This window comes from Wolbachia endosymbiont (group B) of Chesias legatella (assembly GCF_964026945.1).
Lineage (GTDB): Bacteria > Pseudomonadota > Alphaproteobacteria > Rickettsiales > Anaplasmataceae > Wolbachia.
The window spans coordinates 269,353-292,584 of record NZ_OZ034711.1; the positions used below are offsets into that span (position 1 = coordinate 269,353).

Annotated in this window: 20 protein-coding genes and 1 other RNA gene; 11 read left to right on the forward strand and 10 right to left on the reverse strand. The window is 34.2% G+C overall.

Translation table 11 applies throughout. From position 1 onward, the window contains the following. Positions 1-386: 386 nt before the first annotated feature. The 5 genes from AAGD65_RS01275 (at position 387) to AAGD65_RS01295 (ending at position 5,812) form a co-directional block, all read left to right on the forward strand. Positions 387-1,775 carry a hypothetical protein gene (locus AAGD65_RS01275; protein ID WP_341810956.1) on the forward strand — a complete coding sequence of 463 codons (1,389 nt, stop codon included), beginning with the start codon at positions 387-389 and terminating at the stop codon, positions 1,773-1,775. Positions 1,776-1,790: 15 nt separating this feature from the next. Then, positions 1,791-2,537 carry a hypothetical protein gene (locus AAGD65_RS01280; RefSeq protein ID WP_341810957.1) on the forward strand — a complete coding sequence of 249 codons (747 nt, stop codon included), beginning with the start codon at positions 1,791-1,793 and terminating at the stop codon, positions 2,535-2,537. Between the two features lie 157 nt (positions 2,538-2,694). Continuing rightward, an RNA gene (gene rnpB / locus AAGD65_RS01285) (RNase P RNA component class A) lies at positions 2,695-3,044 on the forward strand. 129 nt (positions 3,045-3,173) lie between these two features. Then, positions 3,174-4,502 (forward strand): IS4 family transposase, encoded by a 1,329-nt coding sequence (locus AAGD65_RS01290; RefSeq protein WP_264682442.1) that lies wholly within the window; start codon positions 3,174-3,176, stop codon positions 4,500-4,502. A gap of 77 nt (positions 4,503-4,579) precedes the next feature. Next, a complete protein-coding gene (locus tag AAGD65_RS01295) occupies positions 4,580-5,812 on the forward strand; it encodes an IS256 family transposase (protein ID WP_341810867.1) in 1,233 nt (410 codons plus the stop codon). 376 nt (positions 5,813-6,188) lie between these two features. Here AAGD65_RS01295 and AAGD65_RS01300 read toward each other — a convergent pair whose 3' ends face one another. Continuing rightward, positions 6,189-6,959, reverse strand: coding sequence for a response regulator transcription factor (locus tag AAGD65_RS01300; RefSeq protein ID WP_264682989.1), 771 nt, complete (start codon positions 6,957-6,959; stop codon positions 6,189-6,191). 323 nt (positions 6,960-7,282) lie between these two features. Here AAGD65_RS01300 and AAGD65_RS01305 point away from each other — a divergent pair, with 323 nt between their 5' ends. The 4 genes from AAGD65_RS01305 to AAGD65_RS01320 all read left to right on the forward strand — a co-directional run bounded on the left by AAGD65_RS01305 (position 7,283) and on the right by AAGD65_RS01320 (position 10,715). Then, the gene (locus AAGD65_RS01305; protein ID WP_064085646.1) at positions 7,283-8,260 is read left to right on the forward strand and encodes an NAD(P)H-dependent glycerol-3-phosphate dehydrogenase; all 978 of its coding nucleotides are present in this window, start codon (positions 7,283-7,285) and stop codon (positions 8,258-8,260) included. Positions 8,261-8,336: 76 nt separating this feature from the next. Beyond that, positions 8,337-8,762 (forward strand): phosphatidylglycerophosphatase A, encoded by a 426-nt coding sequence (locus AAGD65_RS01310; RefSeq protein ID WP_341810958.1) that lies wholly within the window; start codon positions 8,337-8,339, stop codon positions 8,760-8,762. Then, positions 8,752-9,543: a GNAT family N-acetyltransferase gene (locus tag AAGD65_RS01315; RefSeq protein ID WP_064085647.1), complete on the forward strand. Its 792-nt coding sequence runs from the start codon at positions 8,752-8,754 to the stop codon at positions 9,541-9,543. Before AAGD65_RS01310 ends, AAGD65_RS01315 begins: the two co-directional genes overlap by 11 nt. 35 nt (positions 9,544-9,578) lie before the next feature. Further along, positions 9,579-10,715, forward strand: coding sequence for a hypothetical protein (locus AAGD65_RS01320; protein ID WP_264682992.1), 1,137 nt, complete (start codon positions 9,579-9,581; stop codon positions 10,713-10,715). 3 nt (positions 10,716-10,718) lie between these two features. Here AAGD65_RS01320 and AAGD65_RS01325 read toward each other — a convergent pair whose 3' ends face one another. From AAGD65_RS01325 to AAGD65_RS01350, 6 genes are all read right to left on the reverse strand, one after another. Then, positions 10,719-11,507 carry a succinate dehydrogenase iron-sulfur subunit gene (locus tag AAGD65_RS01325; RefSeq protein ID WP_007302009.1) on the reverse strand — a complete coding sequence of 263 codons (789 nt, stop codon included), beginning with the start codon at positions 11,505-11,507 and terminating at the stop codon, positions 10,719-10,721. Between the two features lie 54 nt (positions 11,508-11,561). Continuing rightward, complete coding sequence (gene ybeY / locus AAGD65_RS01330) at positions 11,562-12,020, reverse strand: rRNA maturation RNase YbeY (RefSeq protein ID WP_015587883.1); 459 nt, start codon at positions 12,018-12,020, stop codon at positions 11,562-11,564. Between the two features lie 339 nt (positions 12,021-12,359). Next, positions 12,360-12,758: an EVE domain-containing protein gene (locus tag AAGD65_RS01335; protein WP_015587882.1), complete on the reverse strand. Its 399-nt coding sequence runs from the start codon at positions 12,756-12,758 to the stop codon at positions 12,360-12,362. Then, positions 12,758-13,942, reverse strand: a complete 1,185-nt coding sequence (gene ftsZ, locus AAGD65_RS01340) for a cell division protein FtsZ (protein WP_264682995.1) — start codon at positions 13,940-13,942, stop codon at positions 12,758-12,760. The genes AAGD65_RS01335 and ftsZ overlap by 1 nt, the downstream gene beginning before the upstream one ends. A 231-nt stretch (positions 13,943-14,173) precedes the next feature. Further along, on the reverse strand, positions 14,174-14,698 hold the full coding sequence (locus AAGD65_RS01345) for a hypothetical protein (protein WP_264682997.1): 525 nt from the start codon (positions 14,696-14,698) through the stop codon (positions 14,174-14,176). 77 nt (positions 14,699-14,775) lie between these two features. Further along, positions 14,776-16,287 carry a YifB family Mg chelatase-like AAA ATPase gene (locus tag AAGD65_RS01350; RefSeq protein ID WP_341810959.1) on the reverse strand — a complete coding sequence of 504 codons (1,512 nt, stop codon included), beginning with the start codon at positions 16,285-16,287 and terminating at the stop codon, positions 14,776-14,778. A 120-nt stretch (positions 16,288-16,407) separates the two neighbouring features. Between AAGD65_RS01350 and AAGD65_RS01355 the strand changes: the two genes are divergently transcribed. Then, complete coding sequence (locus AAGD65_RS01355) at positions 16,408-17,178, forward strand: polysaccharide deacetylase family protein (protein WP_264683050.1); 771 nt, start codon at positions 16,408-16,410, stop codon at positions 17,176-17,178. Between the two features lie 20 nt (positions 17,179-17,198). Then, positions 17,199-18,755 carry a penicillin-binding transpeptidase domain-containing protein gene (locus tag AAGD65_RS01360; protein ID WP_319803477.1) on the forward strand — a complete coding sequence of 519 codons (1,557 nt, stop codon included), beginning with the start codon at positions 17,199-17,201 and terminating at the stop codon, positions 18,753-18,755. A 98-nt stretch (positions 18,756-18,853) separates the two neighbouring features. On the opposite strand, the gene lon is transcribed toward AAGD65_RS01360, so the two are convergent. Genes lon through clpP form a run of 3 tightly spaced genes read right to left on the reverse strand, consistent with a single transcriptional unit; the run spans position 18,854 to position 23,229 of the window. Beyond that, complete coding sequence (gene lon / locus AAGD65_RS01365) at positions 18,854-21,310, reverse strand: endopeptidase La (RefSeq protein WP_264683052.1); 2,457 nt, start codon at positions 21,308-21,310, stop codon at positions 18,854-18,856. A 15-nt stretch (positions 21,311-21,325) separates the two neighbouring features. Continuing rightward, the gene (gene clpX / locus AAGD65_RS01370) at positions 21,326-22,603 is read right to left on the reverse strand and encodes an ATP-dependent Clp protease ATP-binding subunit ClpX (protein WP_264683053.1); all 1,278 of its coding nucleotides are present in this window, start codon (positions 22,601-22,603) and stop codon (positions 21,326-21,328) included. After that, positions 22,603-23,229, reverse strand: coding sequence for an ATP-dependent Clp endopeptidase proteolytic subunit ClpP (gene clpP, locus AAGD65_RS01375; protein WP_252153872.1), 627 nt, complete (start codon positions 23,227-23,229; stop codon positions 22,603-22,605). The genes clpX and clpP overlap by 1 nt, the downstream gene beginning before the upstream one ends. Between the last annotated feature and the right edge of the window lie 3 nt (positions 23,230-23,232).

Genomic DNA, 23,232 nt, shown 5'->3' on the forward strand with positions numbered 1-23,232 from the left:
AACGCTTATTTTAAGCAGATTTTGGCTGAATGTAGAAAAAATAAAAAAGCCGCTATAATTTTATGTAATTCGCCAATAAATACCCTGAGTTTTTTACTGAATTTCGTCATTGAGCCTGCAGATCAAAAACAAGTTTTGAGTCATAAATACCCTTGATGTCATGGTAAGGGTATTTGGGGGATTTGTAAAGGAATTTCTGTTGTCAACAAGCTGCTAAATTTATTATATGGTTTCAAAGGAAACATATTGTCTATGGGAAATCTGGGTTTATTAGCGTATTATCTTAGAGTACTTAAAAATTAATTTCTTAATTTTAGTTAAAATTTTATTGACGTTACATATAGAAATAATCATAATAGCGTTTTATTAAAATTTTAAATATAATTATGTCTATATTAAGTAGATTGTTTAGAGTTAATACAACTACACTGAAAGTTAAAGAAGCGATAGGTTTTAACCCAGTAAACGTAGGGTTGATTGAAGGAAATGGAGTTACTTATGGACTCAGCTATCAAGATAACGGCAATGGAAGCAGTAGAGTAAAGTTACTTATTAGTCCATTATATCAATCGAAAACATACGAGTGTGATACATGTGTCAACGTAGCAAATGAATTCAAGGGCCAATTATCTCCCACACTAATAGAAAATTCAGCTGAAATAGATAAAGTTGGAGTTATCTTTCCTACAGAAGAAATTAACAAAAAAGAAAAGTGCATCAAAGGCTTAACATTCAACACTTATGAAATCAAGCATTCAACTAATGTTCCCTTAGTTGAATACGTAGGAAAAGTAAAATTATATAAGAACATTGATATAAAGAATCTTGCAAATGAAGACAATAGTTACTTTTTACCAAAAGCAGTAAAAGTTGGTAATGGTAATGTCATTGTAATCGCTCATAACTTAAAGGATCAAACTTTAGTCTCTTGGTATTTACAATCAGACACGGATGGAAAATTTAAGGTTTTGCGTGAAAAAAACGGTCTTATAGAAAGAAAATTATTCAAATTTGATAATCCAGGGCAATTAGTACTAGATGAAAATACGATGCTTTATTCGCAAGTGAGACCAAACGTTCCTGAAAATCAAGAAGTAAGAACAAATATCTTTAAATTCGATATGGCTAAATTAGTTCAGAATCTGAAAGATAGAAAGGGAGCTAATGACTTTTTGCTCAGCAATAAAAATGGTCAAATAAATATAACTTCATCTATTGCCTTTAATCCAGGTGAAATAAATTTTCTACAGTACGTAAAACGAACTGAAGGCGATGATCAGATTGCTTTTCTTGCGAAAAAACAATCTTCTAATACGCAAGAATTGCATTTAGCAAGGCTTGCTAAGAAAGGACCAAAATCAAATTTTACTGTTTGTGAATGTGAAGATCCTATAGAACAATTGTATGTTAAAGACAATGGTCAAGGAGGTTTTATCGTCACTGCGGTAAGTGGAGAGAGTATTATAACTTTTAATAGAGAGAGCTCTGGAAAATCTTCTGAAGCAACGATAATACCGACAAGCAGTATCAAAGCTCTCAGTGATTTTGTTAATATCATTAACGGCCAATTGATGCCTAGTATTATTTCCAGCAGTACTGTGGCTCCTATAACTGTTACAGAGACGGTTGTGACTTCTAAGAAAACGACGACTGCTGCAATTACTAGCACAACAGAAACCGACACTGTAAAGACTACCAAATTAACAACAGAAGCATCAACTATCATTGTACCAACTTCCACAATGAGTAAATCTTCAACAGAGTCAACAACTTAGGCAAGTACAGTAACAGTGGAGTCAACAACAGTAGCATCAACTACCACTGCACCTACTTCTACAACGAGTAGGCCTTCAACAGAGTCAACAATTCAAACAAGTACAGTAACAGTGGGGCCAACAACAGTAGCAAAAATAACTACTACTTCACAAGCGACCACGGTTGCTACAACGTCAACCAGTGTGCCTTCGGAAACTGAAACAAGTACTGTAAAACCTACAGCAGCAACTGTTGCGTCAACTTCTACGATGAATAAACCTTCAACGACTCAAACAAGCACAGTAACAGTGGAGCCAACTGTGCCAACAACAAGCTCAGAGAGAACTACACAAACAGTGTCTACTATGCCAAGTACTAGAACAAGGGAGTTGACAACTCCTATGTTCACTACAACTTTATTTTCTCAATCTACTTCTTCACCACAGCCTACTCAACTTGCTATAGGGTCTAATAGGGCAGGAATGATAGGGGGATCTTTAGTTGGATCAATAGGTGTTGCTGGAATTATAGGATTCATAGCATATAAATGTATTAAGAAATATCACGGTTATTATAATACTACTCATGTGTTAGAATTAGCTGATTTGGAATCGCATTCAAATGGTAGCGATGAAGAAATTTTTATCGCTATTAACAGAATTAGCCATATATCTATGCAAACTATGGATCAATCTGGAACGGTGCTAAACAGTATATCGGTGGAGAGTAGTAGTCGGTCAAGAAGTAGCTCATCGTCTTCAAGCGGTGGACCAGGATCTTGACTGACTGAGCTAGAGTCTAAAAGTGAAAAAAGCTTATCTTGGGATAGCGATGATGTACCGGAATATCACCTTTAGCTATTTGTCTGAATGTTTTTAGTATGTAGACTGTTAGGAAATTTTCTTTTGCTTTTGTGATTTTAATGTTAAAGTATAATTTCTAGGTGAAATAAGTAGCTGCTGTTGTGTGATAAACACAGCAGAGGAAAGTCCGAGCTCCAAGAAAAGGTAGTGACGGGTAACGCCCGCCGGAGGTAACTCCAGTTATAGGGCTACAGAAAATTACCGCCTAAAATATTATTAGGCAAGGGTGAAAAGGTGTGGTAAGAGCGCACCATAACAATGGCAACATTGGTAGTCAAGTAACCAACACTAGGAGCAAGATTAAATAGAAGTAGATTTTATGTTTTTCTCATATCTACTCGGGTAAATCGCATGAAGTAAATGGTAACATTTACTCCAGATAAATAGCTACATAAACAGAACTCGGCTTATATTTCACCTAGGCAATGCATGAATGTCAGCCATACTAGGGAATGTTCAAAAAAGCATACGCGTCAAGTTAAGGAAATAAAGGTATGAAAGAGATAGAATAATAAGGTATAAGTTCTCCCAGAAATACTTTTAGTGAGAGAACCAATGAATAAAATAACTAGCTTATCAAAAAAGCTCAAAGAATTTTTTAATGAAAAAGCAGATAAAATCTCAACTACAACAAGGTTTATAAAAAGAAAGAGAAAGCTAAAAGGTTCATCGTTCGTAAAAGCCATGGTCTTGGGTAATATAGGGGTTGATAATTGTAGCGTAGAAACAATGTGTCAATTACTAAACGAGGACTCGATAGATATAACAAAACAAGGTTTGGATTTTAGATTTACTGAAGAAGCAGTGGAATTTATGAAAAGGATGTATAATGAATCTGTGGTTCTCTTCAAAAATATCTTGCAAGTTGATTGCAAAATCTTACAGCAATTTAATAGTGTTAAATTATTGGACAGTAGCTATATTACTCTACCTAACAGTATGGAAGAGATGTATAAAGGTTATGGTACTAGCTACAGTGGCTATGAAAGCAATACTAAGTCTGGAATAAAGTTACAATTAGTTTTCGACTACATGAATCAGATAATAGACCAACTTAATTTAACGGAGGGAGTAAGATCAGACCAGGGATATAGGAAACATTTAAGTAATATATTAAGCAATGATTTGCTAATATCTGATCTCGGTTATTTTGTGTCAAGTTCTTTTAAACAAATCAATGAAATAGGAGCTTATTTCATAAGTCGTTATAAATCCGATACCAACATATATGATGTAGAAACAAATCAAAAAATGGAGTTATTAGAATGTTTAGAGGATAAGTTATTTTTAGAAAACGAGGTATTGTTAGGAAAAGAAGCAAAAATTAGAGTAAGAATTATATGTCAGAAACTAACTGAAGAACAGTCTATGGCCAGAAGAAGGAAAGCTAATAGATTAGCAAGATCGCAGGGATATACATCCTCTAAAAGAAATCAAAAATTGTTGAACTGGTCAATATTTATAACTAATGTTCCAGAAAATAAAATTAGTGCTGAGCAAGTATTAACGATTTACAGAGTAAGGTGGCAAATTGAGTTATTATTTAAATTGTATAAAAGCCATATCAGACTTGATAAGCTAAAAGGAAAGCCATGCAGAGTATTATGTGAACTATATGCTAAATTGTGCGCAATTCTTATATTTCACGGCATAGTTGGTTGCACAGAAGTGAAAAAGAATACAGAACTTAGCTTAACAAAGGCATTTATTGAGCTAAAAAGGCGGGTTAGAGAGTTATTCTTAACATTAAATTGTGTAGTCAGTAAAGTTCAAATTTTCCTCAAAAAACTCATCTCAACCTGGTCAAAATTCTCCTTAAAAGATAAATATAGAAAAACAAGAATATCAACTTTGAGTGCACTAAATTTGTTCATTTTTCCTTAACTTGACGCGTATGGTTCAAAAAAGTGTGTCAAACCGAAAAAAAAGTAATAAATTGATATAAAAAATGGAGGTTTGATATGAGTCAAGCAAATAGAACTACTGGTTTGGTAGATTATAAAGAATTAGAAACAAATATCCTGTCATCTATACGAGAAGGAAGACCATTGACAGGAAGAGATGGAGCATTAACACCGTTTATAAAAAGGCTGCTAGAGGCAAGTCTGGAAGGTGAAATAGAAAGCCACATGTCAGCTAAAAGTGAAGAAAATAACCGAAGAAATGGAAGGAATGCAAAAACTTTACGTACAGGTTCAGGCTCATTTGAACTATTAACACCAAGAGACAGAGAAGGAAGCTTTGAACCGCAAATAGTCAAAAAAAGGCAAACAAGCCTACATCCAGAACTTGAAGCAAAGGTCTTAAGTACATACGCCAGTGGCATGGGATACAGAGACATAGCTTCACACGTTGAGGAAATATATGACCATAAAATATCAGCAGCAGAGATATCCAATATTACTGATAAACTGCTACCAATAATCAATGAATGGCGCAGCCGTCCACTGCAATCAGTGTATCCAATAGTGTTCATGGATGGCATGTTTTTTAAGGTCAAGGAGGACGGACATTGCGTAAGTAAATGCATGTATAATATATTGGGTATAAATCAAAATGGCAGAAAAGAAGTATTAGGTTTTTATCTGGCTGAAAGTGAGGGAGCTAACTTCTGGTTGGGAGTTTTAAATGACCTCAAAGAAAGAGGAGTAGAAGATATTCTGATTGCATGTGTAGATGGGCTAAAAAGCTTTCCTGCAGCCATCAACAGTGTATTTCCCAGTGCAGAAGTGCAGCTATGTATAGTACACCAAATAAGAAATTCTCTGAAATATGTATCTAGTAAAGATATGAGAGTTTTCATGAATGATCTGAAAAAAATATATCGTGCTTCAAGTAAAGAAATTGCTGAGAATTATCTGCTTGAGCTGGAAGAAAAATGGGGAGAAAAGTATCCTTTAGTTATAAAATCCTGGCAGAACAATTGGGAAAACTTATCCAGTTATTTTAAGTATTCTGGGCCAGTTAGGAAGCTGATTTATACCACTAATCCAATTGAGGGGTTGCATAGACAAATCAGGAAATTTACTAAAACTAAGGGTTCATTTACTAGTACAAATGCCTTGTACAAACAGGTATATTGTGCTATAAAAAAGGTAGAGCAAAAGTGGATTATGGCTCTACCTAATTGGGCTTTAACTATGTCTCAACTTGATATTTTCTTTCCAGATAGATTGAAAATTGAGTTGAACTAAAAATGCGGCTTGACACACTTTTTTGAACATTCCCCCATACTATGTAAATGTATCAAACATTTCACATATCCTGTACGCTCAATTTGACCACCTATATTCCTTTTACTTCTTGGCTTATCTCTTTATTTTATTTCCTTTTGAACTTAACAAAGCTTGAATTTTAACCGAGCTTTTCCTTTAACTCGTCATTCTCTATCTCTAAAGCCTTACTTTCTTACCTATAACTTTTTAGCTCCGCTTCCAACTTTTCTATTTTTTGCTGCAAGTCTTTGTAAAGTTCTAAAAGACTAACCATGTTACCTCACTTTTACGATTGGTTTTTATCTTATTTCATCTACCTATTTTGTTGCTTCAATGAATGGGTGAATAAAGCATTTCATGCGCTGTCCTTCACTTGTTCTGCTTGATAGTCACTACTGCTTTCGCTTATATTAGCACTAGAGTATTCCTCATCGTCAACATACTCTTTTAGAACATATCCTCTACCCCAAACGGTTTCTATGTGGCTTATTCCATCATTTGCACTTTCAAGTTTTTTACGTAATTTACACATAAAAACATCAACTATTTTGTTGTCTGAAGGTTCGTCCAAGCCATTGTAAAGATGGTTTAAAAACATTTCTTTTGTCAACACTGCTCCTTTACGCAATGCCAGCAATTCTATCATGGAATACTCTTTGTTAGTAAGGTGAACTGTTTTGCCTTTTACCTCAACAATCCTGTGATCAAAATTGATATTCATATTACCAATCTTTATCACTGATTCGGGATGGCCTTTAGTACGTCGGACTATGGCCTTAATTCGAGCTAATAATTCGCTCTTGTGAAATGGCTTGGTTAAGTAATCGTCGGCACCATACCCAAGTCCTTTAGCTTTATGGTTGGCAGCGGAGATACACGAAAGTATTAAAACAGGAACTTTGATTTTTGCACTTCTTAATCTTAACAGTATATCATATCCATCAATATCACCAGGCAGGTGTATATCTAGAATAACTAGATCGTAACAGTCTCCACCCGAGGAAACCATATTATTGTTATAATCTTGTGCAGAAGTAACAACGTCGCAAAAATGTCCATCAGAAGTTAAGGCATTAACTACAGTCCTTGCACTTACTTGATCATCTTCAATTAATAATATACGCATATTTTACACCCCATAAATAATTTATAATTTTAGTAATATATATAACCAAGGAAAGTAACAAATCAAATTTTTATTAATGAATAATAGAAATTACACTTATTAATTAATAGTTAATGTGTCGTTCCAAAATTATACAAATAGATCTAAAATACAATAGATATACTATAATAATACTATTTTTAGTAAATATTGAATAGAAGCTATTTTTATTAAAAGAATACTTAGGTTAATAGATATTTAAACTATTTTATACTTTTATGTTATATTTTTAATTTACTTATTCTACAGTTTTAAATTATAAGTAATACTTTCAGGAATATTGAGTGGTAATATCAGTTTTAGGTGCTGGCGCATGGGGTACAGCAATTGCGATTTCATTAAGTAGTAAGAAAAATGTAATTTTGTGGACTCGCAATAAGGCCATATTTGAATCAATTAAAGAGAAAAGAGAAAGTGACAAGCTACCTGATTGTCCAATTTCTGATAATGTATCAGTAAAATTAGCTATTGAAGATGCAGTTAATGCTTCAGTAATAATTCTAGCTGTTCCTACTCAGTCTCTAAGGGAGATATGTCATCAATTGAATGATTGTAACCTAAAAAAAAATGTGGCAATAATTTTGGCTTGTAAGGGAATAGAAAAATCTACATTAAAATTACCTAGTGAAGTAGTCAATGAAGTTTTACCTAATAATCCTCTTGCTGTTTTTTCTGGTCCTAGCTTTGCTATAGAAGTTGCAAGAAAATTACCATATTCGATGGTTCTTGCATGTCAAAATGAAGTATTAGGTTTAAAATTAGTATCAGAGCTACAGCAAGAAAATATTAAATTGTACCTTAGTAGCGATGTTATAGGAATACAAGTTTGTGCAGCGTTAAAGAATGTTTTTGCTATAGCATGTGGGGTTGTTCTAGGTAGGTTTGGGTTTAATGCTCATGCAGCATTAATTACGAAAAGTATGAGTGAAATTAAGGCTTTATACTCAGCAAAAGTTGGTGACGGCAATGTAGATATAAATACACTACTTGGACCAGCATGCTTAGGCGATTTGGTTGTGACATGCACATCATTAAATTCAAGAAATCTATCTTTTGGATCTAAAGTAGCTAATAGTAATGGTTCTAGTGCTCAGCAGATTTTATCAGAAGGTAAGTCGGTAATTGAAGGTTTTAACACTGCTAAGTCTGCATTTGATTTAGCAGAAAAGCTAAAGATAAAAATGCCCATATGTGAAGCGATCTATAGATTGCTATATGAAAATACTTCTATAGAAGATACTATTTCTGTTCTTGTAAATTAGTTTTATATTTCGGTATATTGTGAAATTTTTATATAAATTAATATCAACATGGTGGCTATCTGGCACGGTAAAACACATGCCAGGTACTATAGGCAGCTTGGCTGCTTACCCAATTGTTCCTATATTACTCAATGACAGAATTTTAGGTACAGCAATTATTTTTTTTTTATTCTTAGTTGGATTATGGTCTACAGGCAATTATATACAACATTACAAAGCTCCGCATGATCCAAAAGAGGTAGTAATTGATGAAGTAGTTGGTCAATTGCTGACAGTACTTCTAGTTTCAATATTATTAGAACAAGAAATGAATAGCTCTGTATTGTTGGTGTGCTTTTTCTCCTTTAGGTTTTTTGATATAATAAAAGTGTGGCCTATAAATTTGATTGATAAAAATACAAAAGGTCCTTTAGGTATTATGCTAGATGATGTTTTAGCTGCAATTTTAGCCTTTGTTTTTATAGGAGCCTTTTATTGTTTATTGTTGGTTTATGCAGAATAAAAAAATTTGTTATTCAAGCTTAATTATTCAGAACCTAAAGGATTATATACTTTATGCAACGAATTTGTCCAAGTGGGAAATACATGACGAATTTGATAATGTTATATTTACAGTAAATGGTACCAGAGAATCGTTATTTAATTTTGTGTTTTGTGAAGATCAATGTACTGAGCTTTCCATATGCAGAACTCTAGATTATCTCAAAGCACGAAATATAGAAGCAACATGGATAATAAGTCCACGTATAAAAATAGGGGGTATTTTAGAAAAATGCGAAATAAAACACGTTAGCACACCAAAAAAAGTTTTACTCAATATAAAAGATTATTTTTTGCCTGATGATGCTGTTCCAAATTTGAAGTTCAATGTTGTAAATAGTAGTGAGCTCTTAGAGCAATTAGATTTACACACTTCTAAAATTTTTTATCACAGAATTAGTATTGTTAGCACATTTTTTCGCCAATTATCGAATTATGATGATAAGAGCTCAAGGTTAAGATTTTTTCTTGTAATGCTAAATAACGAAATTGTTGGAACATGCGGTCTTTATATTCAAGACAGCATAGCTGGTTTTTATAGCGATGGAGTTTTACCAATTTACAGGGGTCGTGGAATAGGAACTCAAATGGTTCTAGAAAGAATAAAGATAGCTAGGCAATTTGAATGCAAATACATAGTAGCACATTGCATGAAACCTTCTGTAAACCTTTATAAGAGATTAGGCTTTAGGGTATTGGGCAATCTTCACTTATATACCTCTTCAGTACAATCTCTTTGCTGAGAGATTATAAATTTTTATATTTGTTTTAGAATACTATGTTTTTTTTGTATGAAATAGTTTTACTACTAATTCTAGTATTCTTCTTTTTCTCATATTCTAAATTAAAAATTAGTAATAAAATTAAGGACTTACAACATCAAAATGTTATCATAAATAATTTAATAGATACTGTAAATGATGGATTTTATATTTGGGACGCAAAAAAACGTATAGAAAAATTTTCTCCCAATTTACTAATTTTGCTTAATACTGTTTTTTATTCATTTAATGAGTTTGTAAATTTTTTTGAGCAATCAGAAAGCTTAATTAAAAGTTTTGCTGAGGCAAAGGAAATAAATAAATCTTTTACTCTAGATTTAAAGTCAAAAGACAGTGAGGTTTATTGCACATGTTATGGTAAAAGCATAATAGATTATTCTAATAATGTGATTGGTGTGTTGTTATGGATAAGGAATATCTCCGATTATAAGATAAAAGCTAATGAACTTGAGTTAGAAAATAGTAAGCTTATGCGAGAATTGGAGAACTATAAAAAAATTTTTGACTCTTTACCATTTCCAATACTGAAGCACAATAAGAATAAAAAAGTAAGGTTTTATAACTTATTTTATGATAAATATATAGGCAGCTCTAAAAAATTTACTGTTGCGAGTGGCTCCTATAACGTAAAACCAGGAGAGTGTGTAATAACTTACAAGAACGAACCTAAGGTTTTTAATTTTGTTGAAGTTCCAATGCAAAATTCTAATAGCATAGTAATGTATGGAAAAGATATTAGTGATGAAAAAAAATTACATACTGAGCTAAGCAATTGTTTAGCTGCACAAGAAAGTTTGCTTGAGAAGCTATCGATTGCTGTAGCGATATATAGTAAGAATCAAAAGCTAAAATTTTATAATAATGCTTTTATAAAAACTTTTCAGTTTGATCCAAAATTTTTGGAGTCTTATCCAACTTATCACGAGATTATGCTTCACCTATTTGAATCTAAAAAGCTTTTAGGAAAAGAGGATTTTCAAACTATTAATAATCAAAGACATGAGTTGTTTAAAAGATTACTGGAATCATATGGTGAAACAATACATTTCATGAACGGAAGAACGTTTAGAGTATTAACAATACCCTATGCTTCAGAGGGTCTACTATTTTCTTACGAAGAGTGCCAGAAATAACACTCAAATTCCTTCTCTCTCTACCATAAGCTGTTTTACTTTCGCTATCGCTTTTGCTGGGTTAAGACCTTTCGGGCAGGTTTTTGTACAATTCATTATTGTATGACAACGATACAACTTAAATGGGTCGTTTAAAGAAGCAAGTCTTTCTTCTTTCTTATTATCACGACTGTCAGCAATCCATCTATAAGCTTGCAGTAATATCGCTGGCCCTAAAAATTTATCACCATTCCACCAATAGCTTGGGCAACCAGTCGAACAGCAAGCACATAGTATACAATCAGACAGACCATCCAATTTTTTTCTATCTTCAGGAGATTGAAAGTATTCTTTATTTTGTAAGGCAGATTTATCTGTTTGTAACCAAGGTTTAATCGATTTGTATTGCTCATAAAATTGGCTTAGATCTGGAACTAGATCCTTTACTATATACATATGAGGTAGTGGATATATTTTTACTTCACCTTTTATATCATGTATAGATTTAGTGCATGCAAGAGTGTTGGTACCATCAATATTCATTGCACAAGATCCGCATATTCCTTCTCTGCAAGAGCGTCTAAAAGTTAAGGTTGAATCTATTTCATCCTTTATTTTTATTAATACATCAAGTACCATAGGGCCACAATTATCCATATCGATAAAAAATGTGTCTATTCTTGGATTTTTATCATCATCAGCAGACCAACGATAAATTTGAAATCTTCTAATATTTTTTGCTCCAGTAGGAGTAGGATAAATCTTGCCCTTTTTATTAACTTTAGAATTTTTTGGTAAAGAAAACTGAACCATATTGCTTACCTTTTACAGCTAAAACCCCTTTTTTGTAAATAACATATTTTGGTATTATCTACCATACTTTTCCTTTTCAAATTCAAGCAAAGCTAAAATCTTGCTCTCTAAACTTTTCATTATAATTTCTTCATCTTCTTTTTGATGATCATAGCCAAGTAAATGCAGCAATCCATGAACTAACATGTGTGCAGTGTGAGTGAGGATAGATATACAGTACTCATGAGACTCTCTTTCTATTGTATCTACTGCAATTGCTATGTCTCCTAGATCACATTCACTAGATAACTGTTCGCATGGAAATGATAGTACATTAGTTGGCTTATCTATTTCTCTAAACTTAAGATTAAGTTGATGTAGCAAGTTATCATCAGCGAGAGCTATTGATATATTTGGTTTATAATGATCTATTTTTAATTCTTTTAGAGAAGCATTAATAATATTTAATACAAAACTCTGTGGGTCCTTCGTAATACTATGCCACCTCTTATCAAGAATATTTACTTCTAACATGAATAAAGCACCAGAAAGCACATTATCCCATCACTTGACATTGGAACCCAAAAAAGAAGAATTATAGACCATCGTATCATACACACAACTATACGAATATTGTACACTAGAAGTATGTCATCCCAGTGCTCCGACACTGGGATCCAGGAATTCTGATTAGACATTAGGTGAGTGAATATAAAAGCTATATTAAAACACAACATTTTTAATGTGGTTGCATTACAGCTGGATTCCAGTGTCAAGCACTGCTTTGTGTTTGATGCAAAATCGGCTACTTCGAAACAAACACTCATACAGCTGTATGTTGTGTGCTGAGGTAATATTGTTTGGCAACAGGTATTATACATCACTCATCCTTATTATTTCATTCCACTCAGTCTCTAAAACCGGAGAAACTGATAAACGTGATTGTTTTAATATAACCATATTTTTCAAAAGTGGGTTTTGTTTTATACTGTTTAACGTCACTTGGTTACTTAAAGGTTTCAAAAGTTTTACATTCACTAGTCCAAATTTGGAATTATAAACATGATAATACTCCTTTAATACTTCAACTATTCCAAGTATAACTCTCTCTTTACCTGTATGATAAAAAAATGCAAGATCGCCTAATTTCATAGCTCTCATGTAATTTTGAGCTTGATAATTGCATACACCATTCCACTGCGTCACCTGCTCCTTTTCCATTTTTTGCCACGAGTATTCACTTGGCTCTGACTTTAGTAGCCAAAATTGCATTATTTTTTTCTTCTTAAATAAGCTGGTATATCATAAACATTGCTGCCCCACTTAACTCTTTCATTTGTTTGCTCAGTTGAAGCATATTCTTTTGTTTCTGATATTGGAATTTGATTATAAGGCCATTTAAAATTTTTTTCCTCTGCTGGGATCTTGTTTTGATTAACAGATGAATTGTCGTTACAGCTATCAATGCCAGTTGCAAGAACAGAAACTCTAACTCTTCCCTCCATCGCCTGATCAAAAGTGGCACCAAATATTATATTTGCATTTTCATCCACTTCTTCACGCACTCTATTTGCTGCAGAATCAACTTCAAATAGAGTCATATCTCCACCACCAGTAATATTAATCAATATTCCTTGTGCGCCTTTCATTGATACATTATCAAGCAATGGATTAGATATCGCAGCTTCTGCAGCACTAATTGCCCTATCTTCTCCTTCTGCCTCTCCAGTACCAATCATTGCTTTACCCATCTCACTCATTACTGTTTCTATATCAGCAAAATCAAGATTAATCAGTCCTGGCATGATCATCAAATCAGTTACTCCTCTTATGCCAATATGCAGAACATTATCGGCGAGTTGAAATGCGTCAGCAAATGTAGTTTTCTCGTTAGCAATTCTAAATAAATTTTGATTGGGAATGACAATAAGTGTATCTACGTATTTTTGCAACTCTTCAAGTCCAAGCTCTGCAATGCGCATACGTCGCACACCTTCAAAACCGAACGGCTTAGTTACAACTCCAACAGTCAGTATCTTTTTTTCTTTTGCTCCCTTATCTTTAACTACCGCTCTTGCTTCTCTGGCTGCCTTTGCAATTACCGGTGCAGCACCTGTTCCAGTACCACCACCCATCCCTGCTGTGATAAAGAGCATATGACTATCTTTTATATGCTCCATAATTTCATCAATTGATTCTTCTGCTGCACCTTTACCAACATCAGGCAAAGCACCAGCACCAAGGCCCTTAGTTAAGTTAATACCAAGCTGAATTTTTTTATCACATAATGACTTCTCTAACGCTTGAGCATCGGTATTTGCTACGACAAAATTTACCCCTTGTAAATTGGATTGGATCATGTTGTTTACAGCATTTCCGCCAGCACCACCCACTCCCACAACGGTAATCCTTGGGTGTAATACAGGTAGCTCTGGTAAACTAAGGTCGATTGACATTTAAATTTTACTCAAATATTAGTGAATTCACTTGATAACAAGTTACTGCTTTTTTAACAATATGCAAACATTTTTCATTTTGACATACGCAAACAGTAAACAAGATTTACTTATTCTTAACATTATTAATCATTAGGTGTAATAATTGCAGGCTTCCAAACAACACCACTTAGAATGCAAAAAAAAATTGTGCAAAAGGGATAGGCTTCTATCCCTTTTGCTTTGTTGAAACTATACTTGATGTGATGCAACTTCCAATTTTATTGCAATATCAGTAAGAACTGTTAATGGTTCATTATTTTCAGTCATTTTAACTTTATTGCTTTCTAACTTAGCATTGCCTTGAGAATCTTTCTCACAATTATTAAGTACAATTTGCTTTACTTCCTCAATTTGACTTGCCTTATTATTGTTTTTATATGCAAGCATAGGTGCAGCTATTATAGCTGCTACTGCAGCAAGAACTACCAAACTAGCAATGAGTGGATGAGCAACTGCAAATGCAGACATTGCAGTAATCGCAGGACTAACAAGTGTTGCAGCTTTTGTTCCAACTGTACCAACAAAAGTTGCATAAGCTGGACTTAAAAAATAAGCAGCCGTAAGCGAAGCTACTGCTGCAATTGTTACAAAAGTAGCGGCTGTTTTATACGGATGTTCTTTTACAAGATCCCAACCTTGCACAGGAACTTCTTTAGCTGCTGACCAAAGCCCTTCACTTCTGTATTTATTTTTTATTTCTTCAATTCTTGCCATAACTTTACTCCAAAAATATTAAAATTTCACTAATGGCAGTATATAGCAAAAAAAAGCTGCCCGTCAAGTAAATTAATTTATTTATACATTCTTATTCTGTAATTCAGCGCTTCTGCAATGTGTGCTTTCTTTACCTCTTCACTTTTTACAAGATCTGCAATGGTTCTTGCGACTCTTAATACGCGTGTGTAGCCTCGATTAGAAATATAATTTTCTTTCAATACGTATTTTAGCAATTCTAACCCTTCCTGATCTGGTTCAGTGAATTTATTTAATGCTTCACCACTGACTTCTGCATTGCAACGAATATTAAATTTACTATAACGCTCAGTTTGAATTTTTCTCGCTGCTATCACCCTTCCTCTTATAACCTCGGTACTTTCTCCCTCCACAGAGATTTCAGGAGAAAGTATGCTAACGTTTGGCATTTCAATGCATATGTCTATTCTATCAAGCAATGGTCCTGATATTTTGTTTTTGTAATCTGTGCCACACTTTGGAGCTTTGTTGCACGATCTACTTGCATCACCTAAATAACCGCACCTGCAGGGATTCATTGCAGCTATAAGTTGAAAATTAGCTGGATAAGTAATGTGAGCATTTGCACGTGCAATAGTTACCTTTCTATCTTCAAGTGGTTGGCGTAGAGAATCAAGCACAAGCCTTGGAAATTCAGGTAGCTCATCAAGAAATAACACACCATTGTGAGCCATGGTGATTTCCCCAGGCTTTGCATTTTTTCCTCCTCCTATCATCGCTGACATCGAGCATGAGTGATGAGGTTCACGAAAGGGACGAGTTACTTTAAATGTTTCGTTACCGGCTTTTGTTATGCTAGAGATGATATTAACATCAATCATCTCTTGTTCAGTCAAATCGGGTAATAGCCCTATAAATCGCTTAGCAAGCATTGACTTTCCAGTACCAGGAGGTCCAACAAGGAGCATATTGTGTCCACCTGCTGCTGCAATTTCAGCTGCTCTTTTTGCAACAACTTGACCTTTAATATCCTTTATATCTGGAACTGAATTTTTTTCTTTGGGTGCAGCGCTATAGTTAAAAGTTACCGGCTGAATTAACTGCTCACCCTTAAAATGTCTGATAATATCGGTTAATTTCTCTATAGCCAGAATAGAAACATTCTTTACCCATAAAGCTTCTACTCCATTTCCCCTTGGGCAAATTACTCCTTTATTTGCCTGTTTTGCATTGATTGCTGTTGGAAGTACTCCTGAGATTGGTATGACTCTGCTGTCTAGTGCAAGCTCGCCCATAATTATATAAGACTGAACTTTTTCAACTGGTATCACATTCATTACAACAAGTAATCCAACAGCAATAGCTAAGTCATAATGACTACCTTCTTTAAGCAAATCCGCAGGGGAAAGATTAACTGTGATTCTTTTTGGAGGTAACAGAAGATTGATTGAATTTAACGCTGCTCTGATACGCTCTCTGGATTCTGCAACAGTTTTATCCGGCAGTCCAACAATATTAAAAGCTGGAATACCATTTGCCATGTGAATTTGTGCATTAACATTTACTGTGCTGGTTCCCTGAAGTGCAACGGTATTTATATTTGCAATCATACTATATTATATAAAGTTATTAATATAGTATATTGACAAAGTAACGAAGTAAACAGTAGCTGTTAAAAGTGGTTTAATTTAGCAAAAAAGTGTAGTACTCTATCACTTTGCTGATTATATATGTTTATAAGAATAATCGCTTTTCTTTTGTTATATTCAAGCGCAGTTTTCTGTAGTGATTGTAACTTTAACTTACCATATCGTGGGCTCAGTTGTGATTTGGATCTATCATATAGAAATTTAAGTAATATAAAGAAATTATTGAATAAAAAAGATAAGTTCGTTGCACTTACGTTTGATGATGGACCGTCTTATAATAGAGCAGGAGATATTATTAATATTCTGGAGAGCAATAAAACAAAAGCGACATTTTTTGTGCTTGGTGAGCGTATAAATAAAAAAACATCTGAAATAGTAAACAAAATCCATCAAGCAGGTCATGAGTTAGGCAATCATTCTTGGTCCCATAGGAAGTTGACATCACTTTCAAGTGAGGAGCAATTGCAAGAACTGGAAAAGACAAATGTGGCAATTAAAAATGCAACAGAACAGAATGTAAAATGGTTTCGCCCACCATATGGATGTCATAACGATAATTTGATCAAAAATACTAATCGATTAAATATGTATTCCATACTATGGACAGTCGATTCTCTGGATTGGCAAGGTGATAAATCAGAGATTTTGGTTGAAAGAGTTTTAAGCAATGTACATAATGGAGCGATTATATTGTTCCATGATCACGATAACAAATCAAATACAGTTGAAGCTTTACCTCAGATTATTGAAATACTAAAAAAATCGGGTTATGAGCTTGTTACCTTAAGTGATTGGGAAAAGAGGGTTTGTGATGTAGTGAAAGCTAGAAATGTGCCAATAAAAGGAGGATGAGTGCATTCTAAAGGAATTCTATGTGGACAAAAAACAAGGTCTTCAACCGCAGGGCATTCATATTAGGTGGTATTCAGCTTACTATTTCTGCTATTTTTAGTTGTAGGTTGTATACTTTACAAGTACGAGATAGACAAAAATATGAAGTGCTATCCAATAATAATAGGATAAAAGTTGTTACTATTGTGCCTAAACGAGGCAGGATTTTGGATAGGAATAGCGTTGAACTCGCAGTAAACAAAATTTCGTATATTGTTTTATTTGATGGGCAGAAAACCTTTACTAGGGAAGTTGATTTGCAGATGTTATCAGAAATTAAACCTGATTCAACAAAATCATCAGATACAAAAATAACTGCTCTTTATAAACGTTATTACCCGTTTGGTTCGATATGTTCTCATATAATCGGATATACAAAAAGACAGCAAGACATAAATGAAGCAGGGGTTAGTGGAATTGAATATACATATGATCATGTATTAAAAGGCAAGACCGGAAAATCTGAGCAGGAAATAAATTCTAAGAAGCGTATCATGAGAGAGTTATCTAGCATACCGCAGCAAGACGGACAAGATATACAGCTGACAATTGATGTTGATTTACAGAAGAAAATTGCAGAGATATTTAAAGACCACCAAGGTTCCATAGTGGTAATTGATGTAAATAACGGAGAAATTTTAGCATTATATAATTCACCTTCTTACGATAATAATCTTTTCACTAGCAGATTATCAAATGAAACTTGGAAAAATTTAAACAATCCTTCATTACCGCTTGTAAACCGTGCATTATCATATCAAATTCCACCTGGTTCAATATTTAAAATAATAGATGCGCTTGCGGGTTTAAAAGATGGAATAATAACACCAGAAGAAAAGTTCTCGTGTAGGGGCTATATGAAAATAGGTGAACGAAAATTTCGTTGCCTAAAAAGCAAAGTCCATGGATATGTATCTTTAAACGAGGCAATGGCCTTCTCATGCAACACTTACTTTTATAATATAGGAAAAAAAATAAATGTAGATTCTCTACTAGAAATGGCTAGCAAATTTGGTATAGGAAGTGGACCATTAATTGGAATGTTTAAGGAAGAAGCTCCGGGATTGTTGCCTGATGTGGATTGGCGTGCACGCAAGCTATATTCAGAGTGGTATTTAGGTGATACCATTAACTTAGTTATAGGACAAGGGTATTTACTTACAACGCCATTACAGCTTGCGGTTCTTGCAGCGAGGGTTGCAACAGGAAAGGAGGTAATTCCCCACATTGAGATGAGTAAACCAGGGCAAGACTTTCTTGATATTGATGTGAATCATGAGCATCTTAGTGTGGTTCGAAAAGCTATGTTTGACGTGGTGAATTTTAACTATAGAAAAGGACTAGGCAGTATACAAATTGCTGGCAAAACCGGTACACCAGAGATAAACTCTAAAGGTGAAAGTCATAAATTGTTTATCGCTTATGGCCCCTACCATGACCCGCGCTATGCAATCTCAGTGTTTATAGAACACGGCAAAACTCCACGCCAAGATGTTGCAATTGCTAGTGAGATATTGCAATATATGCTTGAAAAATGAACTTATGAAATTGCCATATATGTTACTTGTAATTTATATATTCAAATCAGAGCTTTTAGGTTAAAAAAAGAAACGAAAATTGCATAAACCTTTTCAATTTAGTGCTTTAATGTTTCTAACGCAGAGAAGGTACTATCTTTATTTTCTATGGAGGAAGGTAGACTATTTTGATTATCACCATCAATTGAAGTAATAGGGTGAGTTAAAGCAATTTTTATAACTTCATCAATATTCTTAGCAAAAATTACGTTGATCCCTTCTTTAATATTTGAGGGAATCTCCTGCATATCTTTCTCATTTTCACTTGGTATAATCACAGTTTTGATTGATCCTCTGAGCGCTGCAAGCAATTTTTCTCTCAAGCCCCCAATAGCTAAAACTCTACCACGCAATGTCACTTCGCCTGTCATAGCAACATTTTTGTTAACTGGTATATTTGTCATAAGAGAAACAATAGACGTACATACCGCGCCGCCAGCAGAAGGGCCATCTTTTGGTACAGCACCCTCAGGTACATGCAAATGTATATCATTATTTTGGAATTTTTCGGGCTTTATACCAAAAAATAAACAATTTGATCGAATATAACTATACGCAGCTTTTATAGATTCTTGCATAACCTCTCCAAGCTTTCCTGTGTATTTTATTTCTCCCTTGCCCGGAATTAGGACTGATTCTATCATCAAAATATCACCACCTGTTTCAGTATAGGCAAGCCCAGTTACTATTCCCACCAAACTCTCATTTTCTGCAATGCCAAAGGTATACTTACGTACCCCTAGGTAATCTTGTAAATTACCAACCTCTACGGATATTTTCTTATTTTTATCAGTTAATATTGCTTTAACTGCTTTTCTCATGAGCTTTGCAAGTTCCCTTTCCATGCTTCGCACGCCGCTCTCACGTGTATATAAACGTATCAACTCGTATAATGCTTCATTAGTTATTTTCCACTCCTTCTGATGCAAACCATGCTCTTTTTTTAATTTTGGAATAAGGTGATGCGTAGCAATACTGATCTTCTCATCTTCGCTATATCCAGATAATTGTATAATTTCCATCCTATCACGCAAAGGATGTGGCAAATTTAAGCTGTTTGCCGTAGCTACAAACATTACACTTGAAAGATCAAATTCAACTTCCAAGTAATGATCCGTAAAGTGTTTATTGTGCTCAGTATCCAAAACCTCAAGTAATGCAGATGCAGGATCACCACGCGAATCAGAACCCATCTTATCTATTTCATCAAGCAGAAAAAGCGGGTTGCATGAATTAGCTTTTTTCATGTGTTGAATGATTTTACCAGGCATTGAGCCAATATAAGTTTTTCTGTGTCCTCGTATTTCAGACTCATCACGTATACCACCAAGAGATATGCGAACAAAATCTCTTCCTACTGCTTTTGCCATAGACTTAGCTAAAGAAGTTTTACCAACACCAGGTGGTCCAACTAAGCAAAGTATAGGACCCTTTATCTCTTTTACTCTCTTTAATACTGCTAAAAATTCTATTATTCTATCTTTTACTTTCTCTATGCCATAATGATTTTCATCTAAGATTTTTTTAGCCGCATTTAAGTTAATTTTTGCATCTTTGTACTTTCCCCATGGCAAATCAAGCAACCAATGCAAGTAACTAGATATAACTGTTGCTTCAGGAGAAATGGGATTCATTTTCTTATATCTCTTTAAGTCAGTTATGGCTTTCTCTTTTGCTTCCTCAGAAAGCTTTGTTTCATTTATCTTTTTTTCAAATTCATTGAGTATATTCCCTTCATCTCCATTTTCAAACTCACCTAATTCTTTCTGTATAGCTTTTAATTGCTCATTAAGGTAGTAAACTTTTTGAGTACTTTCAACCTGTGATTTAATTGTCTTATACAAGCGGTTTTGTGCACTCAAAATACTTATTTCTCTCTCAATAAGAGCAAAAACTTTTTTTAAACGCTCTTTTGGGTTATAAACTTCAAGTATGTTTTGCTTATCTGATACCTTTATATTTAAGTGCGAAGCTATCATATCTACAATTTGATTAACCTCTTTAACTTGATCAATGGGGTCAATAATAATCTCGGGTCGACTTTTCTTGCTTAGTTTACACCAATTGTCGAATGCATCTATAACAGAACGCCTTAAAGCTTCTAAATCAATATTATCTTCATTTTCTCCATACTCATAATGACCATCTAACGCTACTCTGGCCTGTAACAAAGTGTGAGAGCTAATATATTCTATAACTCTTCCCCTTCTTACCCCATGAACCATGACTTTTACTGCATTGTCAGGCAGTTTTATTAATGGTTGTATAATGTTTGCTAACACGCCTACTTCATAAAGATTCTCTGGCTCTGGATTATCAATAGAACCATCTTTTTGTGCTATGAGAAAAATCTCGTTTTGGTGACTACTGCTACTTATTGCATACTCTAGTGCATGAACAGATTTTTCTCTACCTACGAATAAAGGCAACATTATATTTGGAAAAATTACTACATCTCTTAGAGGTAATACTGGTAATACAGTAGAATTAAAGTTTACAGCACGTCCAATACTCATAATATATGCCTCAAATTAATCATTAACCGTTATAACACTACCCTTATTATTATGATTAATAGTCGCTTTGCCTAATTCTACCATTTTCTTAGTAACCGTTATAGCGCTACCTTCAAAACCTCCATTGCCAGCTATATACATAACATCAAGCAAAAGTGACTCTAAGATAGCACGTAACATCCTTGCACCTGTTTTATAGCTTATAGCTTTTTTAGCAATAGCTGATATTGCTTCATCTGAAAACTCAAGGTTTACTTTACTAAATGCAAGCAATGCTTTATATTGTTTTACTAGCGCATTTCTTGGCTCTGTCAACACATGTATTAAATCCTCGTGATCCAGCTCATCTAGAACAGCAGTTATTGGAACCCGTCCTACAAATTCGGGTATCAAACCGAATTTGATTAAGTCCTCAGGTTGAACATCATGTAAAGCATTTTTTTTCTTTTGTTCTTTAGACTGACTTATGTCCGCACCAAAGCCAACTGACGTTCCCTTTTTCCTTGCTTCAATAATTTTATCGAGGCCTTCAAAAGCTCCTCCACAAATAAACAGTATGTTACTAGTATCTACTTGTATAAACTCTTGTTGCGGGTGTTTTCGCCCTCCTTGTGGAGGAACATAAGCAACCGTACCTTCCATGATTTTTAGTAGAGCTTGTTGGACCCCTTCACCTGAAACATCACGGGTTATTGAAGCGCTTTCAGATTTTCTTGTAATCTTGTCTATTTCATCGATAAACACTATACCGCACTGTGCTTTTGCAACGTCATAATTTGCAGCTTGTAATAGACGTGACAACACGCTTTCTACATCATCACCTACATAACCTGCCTCAGTCAAAGTTGTCGCATCGGCCATAGCAAATGGCACATCTGAAACTTTAGCAAGTGTTTTGGCTAGCAAAGTCTTACCAGAACCAGTAGGGCCAATAAGCATTATATTTGACTTCTCAATTTCAATATCACTTATAGAATGAAGTTGCACCATGGATTGACAATGGTTATACATAGCCACAGATAAAACGTGTTGCGCATGTTCCTGACCTACAACATGCTTACTAAGAAAAATTTTTATATCTTCAGGTTTCTTTAGTAATAGCTTCATATCAGATATATGATCTGAATTAAAAGCTCTCTCTTTCTTTTGACTTATTGCTTTATGGGATAACTCTATGCATTCATTACAAATAAACACCTTTAAACCATCTGAAGAGTTAGTAATCAATTTATCTACTTCGTTTTGTGCCTTGTTACAAAAAGAACAGTAGTGTAAATCATTATTGTTATCCATTAAACTACCTTTTGTTTAACTTTAATGTTTTCAATCTTAATATCTTTACGCTCAGCTATTACTTTATCAATCAAGCCAAGTTCCATTGCTTCTATAGGATCCAAAAATTTATCTCTTTCCATCATTCCTTCAATCTTCTTGAGTGAATGCCCAGTATGTTTTTCATAAATTTGATTTAGCTTTTTCTTAATTCGCAAAATTTCCTTAGCATGTATTTCTATATCAGTTGCTTGACCTTGATAACCACCAGATGGTTGATGTATCATAATTCTTGAATGAGGTAGAGAGTGGCGCTTACCTTTCGCACCAGCTGCAAGCAACAAAGAACCCATAGATGCAGCTTGACCTATACATAAAGTTGAAACGTCTGGCCTTATGTACTGCATTGTATCGTAGATTGATAAACCAGCAGTTACAACACCGCCTGGTGAATTAATATACATATGAATGTCTTTATCAGGATTTTCCGATTCTAAAAATAAAAGCTGTGCTACTATTACGCTGGCCATGTTGTCTTCAATAGGGCCAGTTACGAAAATTATTCTTTCTTTTACTAGCCTTGAATATATGTCATAAGCCCGCTCACCGCGACTAGTTTGTTCAACTACAATTGGTATAAGAGTCATACC